Origin of the sequence: Vibrio sp., from assembly GCF_038138445.1 — a bacterium.
Lineage (GTDB): Bacteria > Pseudomonadota > Gammaproteobacteria > Enterobacterales > Vibrionaceae > Vibrio.
Genome location: NZ_JAYQDQ010000124.1, coordinates 1 through 9,071, shown reverse-complemented (window position 1 = coordinate 9,071; position 9,071 = coordinate 1). Strand labels below are relative to the sequence as shown.

General features: G+C 42.0%; 8 protein-coding genes and 3 pseudogenes. 7 read left to right on the top strand and 4 right to left on the bottom strand.

Features of this window, described 5'->3' with window-relative positions:
• The first annotated feature begins 354 nt into the window (after window positions 1-354).
• The gene (locus tag AAFM34_RS19410) at window positions 355-840 is read left to right on the top strand and encodes a hypothetical protein (RefSeq protein WP_341665666.1); all 486 of its coding nucleotides are present in this window, start codon (window positions 355-357) and stop codon (window positions 838-840) included.
• A gap of 24 nt (window positions 841-864) precedes the next feature.
• Here AAFM34_RS19410 and AAFM34_RS21040 read toward each other — a convergent pair.
• A pseudogene (locus AAFM34_RS21040) lies at window positions 865-990 on the bottom strand (type I restriction enzyme endonuclease domain-containing protein); the annotation flags it as partial.
• Between the two features lie 444 nt (window positions 991-1,434).
• Window positions 1,435-1,809 (bottom strand): hypothetical protein, encoded by a 375-nt coding sequence (locus AAFM34_RS19405; RefSeq protein WP_341665664.1) that lies wholly within the window; start codon window positions 1,807-1,809, stop codon window positions 1,435-1,437.
• Window positions 1,810-1,995: 186 nt separating this feature from the next.
• Between AAFM34_RS19405 and AAFM34_RS19400 the strand changes: the two are divergent.
• Window positions 1,996-2,550: pseudogene (locus tag AAFM34_RS19400) on the top strand (group II intron maturase-specific domain-containing protein); the annotation flags it as partial.
• Here AAFM34_RS19400 and AAFM34_RS19395 read toward each other — a convergent pair.
• Window positions 2,486-2,671, bottom strand: coding sequence for a hypothetical protein (locus AAFM34_RS19395; protein WP_341665662.1), 186 nt, complete (start codon window positions 2,669-2,671; stop codon window positions 2,486-2,488). The pseudogene AAFM34_RS19400 and the gene AAFM34_RS19395 overlap by 65 nt on opposite strands.
• A 383-nt stretch (window positions 2,672-3,054) precedes the next feature.
• Here AAFM34_RS19395 and AAFM34_RS19390 point away from each other — a divergent pair, with 383 nt between their 5' ends.
• Genes AAFM34_RS19390 through AAFM34_RS19370 form a run of 5 tightly spaced genes read left to right on the top strand, consistent with a single transcriptional unit; the run spans window position 3,055 to window position 8,134 of the window.
• Window positions 3,055-4,299 carry a radical SAM protein gene (locus AAFM34_RS19390; protein WP_341665660.1) on the top strand — a complete coding sequence of 415 codons (1,245 nt, stop codon included), beginning with the start codon at window positions 3,055-3,057 and terminating at the stop codon, window positions 4,297-4,299.
• Window positions 4,292-6,097, top strand: a complete 1,806-nt coding sequence (locus tag AAFM34_RS19385; RefSeq protein ID WP_341665658.1) for an MFS transporter — start codon at window positions 4,292-4,294, stop codon at window positions 6,095-6,097. Before AAFM34_RS19390 ends, AAFM34_RS19385 begins: the two co-directional genes overlap by 8 nt.
• A complete protein-coding gene (locus AAFM34_RS19380; protein ID WP_161454568.1) occupies window positions 6,087-6,674 on the top strand; it encodes a hypothetical protein in 588 nt (195 codons plus the stop codon). Before AAFM34_RS19385 ends, AAFM34_RS19380 begins: the two co-directional genes overlap by 11 nt.
• Complete coding sequence (locus AAFM34_RS19375; protein ID WP_341665654.1) at window positions 6,658-7,632, top strand: hypothetical protein; 975 nt, start codon at window positions 6,658-6,660, stop codon at window positions 7,630-7,632. Before AAFM34_RS19380 ends, AAFM34_RS19375 begins: the two co-directional genes overlap by 17 nt.
• Complete coding sequence (locus AAFM34_RS19370) at window positions 7,619-8,134, top strand: GNAT family N-acetyltransferase (protein ID WP_161454566.1); 516 nt, start codon at window positions 7,619-7,621, stop codon at window positions 8,132-8,134. Before AAFM34_RS19375 ends, AAFM34_RS19370 begins: the two co-directional genes overlap by 14 nt.
• A 21-nt stretch (window positions 8,135-8,155) precedes the next feature.
• On the opposite strand, the pseudogene AAFM34_RS21035 reads toward AAFM34_RS19370, so the two are convergent.
• Window positions 8,156-8,904 (bottom strand): annotated as a pseudogene (locus tag AAFM34_RS21035) (OST-HTH/LOTUS domain-containing protein).
• Between the last annotated feature and the right edge of the window lie 167 nt (window positions 8,905-9,071).

The window sequence follows — 9,071 nt, the reverse complement described above, 5'->3', positions numbered from 1 at the left end:
ACGTACGGTTCTTAGGAGGGCGGCATCTGGTAACAGGTGTCGCCTATCCGACAGATCGGGAAGCTGTTTATCGCTCTCAGTTTCCATCATTATTCCTCTAAATTAATACCATTGCTGCAGCCCATCACACACGAACTACACATATGTTTCCAACGTATCGTAACACATAAAAAACAACATAAAACTAGCTGTAATCAGCGCTCACCATTGAGTTATCCACTTGGTTTTTATCATTAAATGGAATTTGACTTAAATAGTGTGAGCATCTCCTAATAACAGACTGAAAGGCTATACCATTTTTGACTTTCATTCTATTTTGATAAATAAATTGGCTATTTCAAAAAGGTGCTCAAAGTGAGCTTATTTTCTGACGCCATCAATAGATGCATAGAGGCTTTAAAGAGCTCAGACTATCCCGAGAGAGATTTCATTTATGAAGATGAAGTGATCTGGCACCTTCGATTGGGACGCCCACAGTTATTCTTAATTGACGTGGTTCTGCACGGCGAAAAGCCAGAAACACTGATGAAATTAGTTTCAGGAGAAATAGAGCTAGTCTCATATAAAGAAGTAATATGTATCAATAATATTGGAGTGCGTGAACCCTTTCAAAAACAAGGTTTTTTTTCTAAGTTTATGAATGAGCTTGAGAATCAGTTTCCTCAACATCACCTGTGTATTTCGGATATTAATAGCGGTCGGATTCAACAGTGGGTAGCACATCGAGACCACTGGCAAGAGACACCTGTCTTACTTAACACATCCTATAAGAAAAAAATAACCTACAAATTATTGGACACAATGAGGAAACATCACGCTGTCAAACTAGCGGAAAGCTAAGTAACTCCGACACAACCCCAGTCTCTATCTAGAATATTGTCTATACCATCCATCAGCCAGCACTTCTGCTTGTTCAAGAACAAGCTTAATTGCGTCTTCGACCACATCAGGTGGGTACTTCCATCTGCGCAGCAGTCGGCTGGCCAGATCCCCCTATTGAGTCTGCAACATTGAGTTATAGCCCTCGATTTAACGACCAAATGGCGACTAAAACCATTCCCTCATTTGTAAAAATAGATTGATGATTCCGAGAGATTAACTGGTGCTTAATGTTCGGTACTTAAATTAAGTACCGCATTAACTACGATATTCCTAGATTTAGAACGCTCTACAACGCATTTCACCTTACTTGGATATTCGAACGAGATAAGCCAATGATATCAAACTATTAAATGGTGAAGTTAAACACTGGCTTAAGAAGTTTGGTGTTCAGTTGGAGGAAGGGGAATTAATTGATGCTGTATTAGATTAGAGGTTGGTACGGCTACGTTAATTTCGCTGTCAAACGTCAGTGTTCGACGGTCTCTCATCTCCACCAAAGTAGTCAACGTCATTCAGTTCAAGACCTAGCTTATAACCCTTACCTAGCCGTAATCAGGATTTCTGGTAATGCCTTGTCTGATAGGGAAGGAGTTTACGTATGAGTGCATTCATATCACTGTTAAGTCCCCACTTTCGCGCAAACTTGGAAATGTGATAGTCGTTAGTATGATGAATGACTAAATCCTTTTCTATTCGCTTTATCATACCTTCTAGCTCTTCATAGCGATTGTCGTCAACACAATTAAAGCGAATCAGCCGCTCCAATAAGTAGCAGGTAACCTGCGCTTCATATCCAGAAACAGCCGATACATCGGGAGTGAACTCTTCGTACCACACAGCAAGGGCTAACCGCTTTAAATCTTTGAAATCAGCATTCATTGGCTCTTGGGAAATCAATCGTTCAAAAGCATCTTGTGATCGCATCACCGATTTTCCTTATATCAAGTTCGTTTTAATCCACTTAGCTATTGTCCCTGAGAGACTCATGATTCCGGGTGACGTAACGCGTCTCTGGACAATAACGTTTCAATGACTTTGCTAAATTAGTATTTAATGGATTACTTTTAATATTGCAAAGCCTCTAACGGACTGGCCATAATCAATCACCCACTACACGCTACCCATATCAGCCGTGGTTTTGATTTCTTAGGTTTTAATCATAGGAAGTACAAAGGGAAAGTGCTCATTAAACCGAGCAAATCCAGCACACTGCTGTTCTTGAGTAACTTGCGCGAACTCATCAAAAAGCACGCAACTATCCCCGTCAACGCTTTAATCAAGTAGATAAATCCGAAACTCAGGGGCTGGTCGAATTACTATCGACACTGCGTTGCGAAACAGGTATTCGGATATGTAGGTCACAAGCTATTCCATGCGTTATGGCACTGGGCTAAAAGGCGTCATCCAACAAAATCCAGAACTTGGATCGCCCTTAAATACTTCATCAACCGTCAAGGTCAATGGCAATTTCACGGTTGGCAGAAGATCATGAATATGGATTGTCAGTTCAATCTGTTTCAAATAGCCAAGGTGCCAATAGAGAGACATGTGAAAATCAGGAGTGCCGCTACACCTTTTGATCCTCAATACCAAGAATACTTGGCTAAGAGAAAATCAAAGAAGCAATGCCGTAACTCTTGGCATGAGCCTGCTCTCGCTGCTTTATAAGTTGCTGGGTGCCAATTGGTGCCTTGCTCAGTGCGGTGAAAGTTGCGCGCTGGGCTCTTAGAGGGACGACACTTGGTATCAGGTGTCGTCTACTTGACATAGATGCTTTAGCGAGAGCCATCTTTCGCCAGTTATTATCTTTGTTTTCACTACAAATTATAAACTTACTTATATCCTCCTATGTTTACAATTTTGAACAATAATCACCACATTGCACTACATGGTGTTGCATATTGTGATGTGAAGCAAATTTTATAAAACTTACTATTGAACTCCTATTAAACAAAAAGCAACCTAAATACGTTCTCAAAAAATAAGAGAACAATTAAATAGTTATAAATTAATAAGGAATATTAAAATGAAATACCAAACACCAAAATCCACACCAACAAATATCGACCGCCCAACTTGTTTTAAACCAGTGGAAAAGAAAACTAAGTAATTTTAGCATTATTTGGTAATGAAGGCGGAGGGGTTCTCCGCCTCTAAATTTTGGTTTTTAGCATGAAAAAACAATATCTTCTTAACGATGAAAAACACACCTTAACTTGCCTAAAAAAAATAGCGACAACAGAACTAAATACCACGGCCACCTATTTAATTAAAGAGGTTGTCATCGAAGGTCGCTCCCTTGATGATGTGGCGAAGGAGTGCGAGGTAGCGATAGAGGTTATCCAAACGGATTATCACGCGCTGATGGAAGACTTAGCTGAGAAAGGGTTTACCCTCAACAAAAGCAATCTTACGTCGGCAACATTCAACGAACTCGACTTTGAACAGTATTGGTCCCCGACAACCGCCATCGTTCATATCATTCAAAACTGTAATAGCCCATGCATGATCTGCGATTGCTGGAAGGCCAAGCGCCATTTTCACGACGTGGATGTGTTGTCTGAAACCTTTCGAATGTTGGCTAAAAAAGGCGCTAGCTCGGTCATGATTTCTGGTGGTGAACCACTACTTCACCCGCAACTCAAGTCGGTATTGTCAGCAGCTAAACAACATGGCTTGAAGATAGAGCTAAACACTAACGGCATTTTGCTCCACAAATTCGATTGGTTGGCTAAGTTTGGAATCAATGAGATCATTATCTCTATGGATGGTATCGATGCTCCATCATACAAGCGCATTCGAGGCACTAATAAGTTTGATCGAGTATGGGCTAACATTAAGCGATTAAAGACACTAAACCCTGAGCAAAATATCGGAATCCGTACGACCTTGACTAGTGTCGTGACGAACAACTTGATGGACTATTTGACCTTCATCGATAGTAGCCCGATTGATTATGTAGGATTTAGCCCGCTTGACACTGATTCCACAAGTTTCTCCCGCGACACCATGACTATTGAGGTAGCGAGTCAACTAAAAGATCACTTGCTCCCTAGTCGAGAAGAATGTTCCAAATTATTCGGGGTGCTCAACGATCCTAATTCGCCAGTTACTAAGAAAATTCGCTCCATGCATGGCCAAGGTAAAATCGATTGGAATGTTGAAAAATTTGTGGATTGCCTTGAATTTTACACGCACAACACTCGAAGTCGGGTGACCTCTTCTGAGCCATGCAATTTTCCTTTGATCTCCTTATTGGTTGACTATGACGGTGCGTTAAAGAACTGTTTCTACTCTGAACCCTTCGGTAACATCTACCAATTAGATGAGGTTAATTGGTCGGCGAAAGCCCCCATTCAAGCTTTGAAGGACAGCAACAGATGCAGCGATTGTCGAGGAAAGGTGTTTTGTGAGTAATCATTTTTTATACCGTTTGTTTTATATTGGTAAGTCCACTGCTTGGGTGGTACCCATTTTTTCTATATTTTTGGTCAATGAAAAGGGCATGGAGGTGTCCGATATAGTCTACATCGCAGGTTTGTTTGGTGTTCTCCCTTTTATTCTCGAGGTCCCGTTTGGTGTCTTATCCGACAAATGGAGTAATAAGAATATCCTTAAGCTGGGCCTCGTGTCGTTTATTTTGGCCTTTGTCTCAATCCTCGGATTTGGAGGAGTTGAGTCCTACTTTTTCTACATGCTGTTTATCACACTATCTTCGTCTCTATTTTCTGGTGCGGAAGACAAGCTACTGTGTGCCATAATTGAACGTGATGAAATCGAGCGCTATAAATTTGAACTGAACTCCTTATTTTATAAAGCCACCATACCTATGATTTTAATTGGCGGTGTGCTATATAACATCCAGCCTGAATGGCCATTTTATTTTCAATTATTTTCATTTGTGATTTCTTTCATTGCGTTGGCTAGGCTTCCAAATATGAAAATAAATAATCTCAAGAGAAAAGAGTCCACCTTTGAATTAATTAAATCATCTACCACTGACGTATATAATATATATTTTTTATCCATTGCGCTTATGGGGTCTGTTTGCGCTTTTCTGGTAGCAATAAACACACGAACAGTACAAGTTCATTTTGAGCAATTATTAACATTCAACCCCACGGTAGTGATTGGACTGTTTTTTGTTTTGGGGAATGTAGCGTCGGCGTATGCTTCAGACGTGTATCGTAAATATCTAATGAATCGATGGCTCTTGGACACTAATTTCGTGTTGTTGGGGTTAGTGTCGTGTCTTGCGTTTGCGTTGATGTCCGTCGATGATGTCGTGGTCGTATTTATGGGTTATGTCGTATTGTGTGGGTTCAAATCTGTGTACCGGCCTATTATCAGCGCGAACCTAATGACTGCACTGAAAAGCAGACAGTCCTTCTCCACGGCAATGTCGATCGCCGCTATGCTGTCTGCCATCATGGGCTTACTACTGAGTGCGCTCTACTCTTGGGGCTTTTCCAATTTCTCAGAGGTAAACCTCATCCTATCGGCGCTGAGTCTCGGGGTTTTCGTGTTGGGAGCTTGGGTAGTCCGACGTCACAATGAAACAATCTCAGAACAACGAGACGTTCGCTCAATGTCTCAGAAAAAGCACTTTGTGAAACGTTTCTATTCACAATGGTCTTACATTCAGCAATATCCGAGAGCAGACGATATCAATCCACTATTCCTACAAAGTGACAACCGCGGCTACCCTTCACCAAAACTCTTGTCGGTTAAAGACAACCAAGTGGAGTGGGAGTACATCAGCGGAGAGTTGCTGTCGAGTTTACATCGTGACCAGCAACGGGTCGTCATTAATGCGTTCTCTCAGCGCTTTAATGACAGGAAGAGCATTCCTCATAACGAGGTTGTGATCCACGGAGATTTGCACCCCGACAACATTCTCGTCAGTGAAGGTCGCATTTACGTCGTGGACTGGGATCTGGCAAGTTTAGGTGATCCGCTCTTTGACGCACTGACCTTAATAACCAGCCCAACACTGGATCTCACCAATCAAGAGCGTGTCGCATTTATCGTCGAAGCCTTCGAGGTAACCGAAAGAGACGCGTATGATTGGGTGACAGGTTTTCTTCGTCAAAAAAGTGAACAACTTGCTGATTTTTTAACTGATGATTACGAAGGTGGGTACTTGGCTGACTTGGTCCAGTCCTACCGAAAACTAACCACTAGCTTTGCCTTAAGTAGTTACCATGAGTCTTAAAACCGTCATTGTCAATCAGGGATGTCATGCTGAGTGTGTTCATTGCCCACATGGGCAAGAGCGCTCAATACTTCGTACTAAAGCTACAGAAGAGATCGCGCACGCCCACGAGGATATCATCTTGTTGTCAGGAGGAGAACCACTTGAGCTGACTTATCGAGAGCTACTACCGTTAATTCGTCTATGTGTCGAGAACAAGAAAATCTTTCGTATTGCCACCGGTGGTCATGTACCACTGCCTCCCTTTGTTGAGAGATTGAGGCATATACCGTATTTCTCGGGATTTTCTGTTGGCACGGATGTCTTGTTAAGCGAACGTAATTCGCACAGTGTCAGGTTCCAACGTACTTGGGAAGACAATGTTGCTCATCTTCAGTCACTGGACATAAATTTTTCTTTCACTGTGTCATTGTCTCAGGGTTTCAGGCTTGCTTCCATCCTGCCCATATTAGCAAGATGGACCCCCGACTTTTATATGCTCAATTCTATCGATAAAGCAGGGACTGAGAAAATGGAGCAGAGCAAGGCTCAGATTACCGCCATGGGCTATGAGGTTGTGTATGGCTATATCGCTTAAATTGTTGGTGCGTGAATATCCTATACCATGCGCCATTCGCACTGCTTCAGGGACTATTTCTGTAAAGCCAGAAATCTTAATCGCGTTTGCCGTCAATGACCAACTTCGATTTGCAATGGAATTCCCGCTATCACCAAGCGCCGGTGAGTCGCTAGCTAGTCTAAAGTTACGATTCAATGAGTACACTTGTGTCGACTCTCCGCATATCCAAAACGCGATCAGCTACTTTGCAAATCTACACTATCGTGCTTTTGAGCTCACACCCAGTCAAACGTCGAGCACCTATCAAACGGTGGGGATTACTCAGAATGGTGATTGGAAACCTGGCGCGGACTATGTCAAATTGAAAACCAGTCCTCATCATTTGAATCATCTGAAAGAATTTCTGAACTTTCACCGAGGTAAAGCGAAGTTTATTCTCGATTTCAACGCGTCAATCCAACACACGGACTTCGCCTCGATGTTGAAGTTGCTCGAAGATGTTGATTATTTTGCTCTAGAACAGCCTCTAAACGAGAATTGTGATATGAACGTGGGACACGCTCATTCTCATATGTTCATTGCCGATGAATCGTTGCCACAACTCTCCTATCCTGAATTGATGAAATATGGTTTCAGTGGATTTGTGTTCAAAGCTTTTCGCAATAACTACTCAGCTTTGCATCACTGTAGTGACAATCGGGAGCAATTGTTTGGTTTAATCGGGACCAATATGTCGGGCCCGTTTGATGTACAGTTGAGCGCTTTACTCAATGACTATATGCCCATTCGTGTGTCTAACTACTCATTACAATCATTTTTCGAGTCGCACCCACTAGAGCACATCGCAATTTACCAAGTGGAAGAGGGTAGAGTGATGCTTACGAAAGAGGCCATTGATTATCTTAGCAGAGCTCCAGAGATCGCAAAGTTTTATCTTCCCATCTCTCAGTTGGAGGCAAAGTATGATAAATCATGATAAGTTCACCTTAACCCCATTAAGCGTAGGGCACGCGCAGGCCATGTTTGAGGTAGTCCAGCAAGAGCGAGAATATCTTTCTCGCTATTTGTATTGGGTCGATGAAGTCAAGGACGTCGATACCATGACTCGCTACATTCAGCAACGTGTTGGGTTCCCAGAAAATGTGGCTCGATGGTATACTATATGGGTTGATGATAAAATCGCTGGCGTGTTTGGTATACGAACCATTGATGAGCACCGCTCTTCAAGTGAAGTGGCGTACTGGTTAACTCGTGAAGCCCAAGGGCATAATATTACCTGTATTTGTATAGAGCAGGCCAAAGCACAACTCAAACAGGAACATGGCATACGAACATTGGAAATACATTGTCTTCAAGACAACGCAGCTTCTCAACACATTGCGAAAAAGTGTGGTGGTCAGCTTAAAAAGATTAGTCCAAGTTATTGTATTCAAGACGGGGTGGAGCAAAATCTCCTAATTTATCACCTGTCCACCTAATTGGTAGGAAACGAAACTCGTTTAAATTATCTGCGAAAACAGCACATCATTTTGTCTGCTAGCCTTTGTTATCAACTTAAACTCCATACCAGAACGTTTGGTGTTGCGTGTTCTATAGTGTGTTGATACTTATAAAAAAGTCAGATAACTTCTTCAATCCGTAGTTTCGAGGGTCAAAATCTGGCTTCAATCTCTTTAAATACTTGCCAATTTCACCTAGTTTTGCCCAACCCGATTCATCTCTATAGTTCTGCCAAGCGTGATGCATTAATCGCCATAATTCGCATTCTGCGTCTTGATTAGAGCTTGATTGCACGCCTTCAAGTTCAACGTCTGCATTTAAGTTCTCTATAGCGACAAAGTCGTCACAAACATTTTTAAACGAAGTCGGAGTCATCGCCTTTCCGACACCAATGACGTGTATCTCCGACTCTCTGAATCTGCTGGCAAGACTTGTAAAGTCACTATCACTGAAAACTACGCTCGACGACCTCAGAAACGAGTGTAATTGGTTTCGCGCTATCCATTTTATTAGCTTACCTATTGAATATGTCATATTTAGAGACCACACTGAAGGTGCCTCCTATTAGCTCGTTGTTATTTTTTGAGCATACCAGACAGAAAATAGAGTGATAATCGTTACTCATTGTTTTTACTTAAAACTTAACGATGATTTACCCAAAACTAGATAGCTCTTCAATAATCAAGTTTAGCTTTGGGTGTGGAGTGTTTTCTGAGTCAATTGATACAGCGATCTTTCTGTTACCCATAATCCGTGCGTGGCTATCTCTTATGTGGTTAGTTGCACTATATAGTCATAAGTAATATTTGTTCAAATGGGAGTGCTCAGAAATGTTATGAATAACAACTCTAAACAGAAAAGGGGCGTGCGACGTGAGGTCGTATGAAGCGCTGTTCACCGCTCAACGAGTGAACC

Excerpts from the sequence above, each read along its gene's own strand:
- AAFM34_RS19370 (WP_161454566.1), top strand. The coding sequence starts at position 7,619 with ATGATAAATCATGATAAGTTCACCTTAACCCCATTAAGCGTAGGGCAC.
- AAFM34_RS19375 (WP_341665654.1), top strand. The coding sequence starts at position 6,658 with ATGGCTATATCGCTTAAATTGTTGGTGCGTGAATATCCTATACCATGC.
- AAFM34_RS19380 (WP_161454568.1), top strand. The coding sequence starts at position 6,087 with ATGAGTCTTAAAACCGTCATTGTCAATCAGGGATGTCATGCTGAGTGT.
- AAFM34_RS19390 (WP_341665660.1), top strand. The coding sequence starts at position 3,055 with ATGAAAAAACAATATCTTCTTAACGATGAAAAACACACCTTAACTTGC.
- AAFM34_RS19395 (WP_341665662.1), bottom strand. The coding sequence starts at position 2,671 with ATGGCTCTCGCTAAAGCATCTATGTCAAGTAGACGACACCTGATACCA.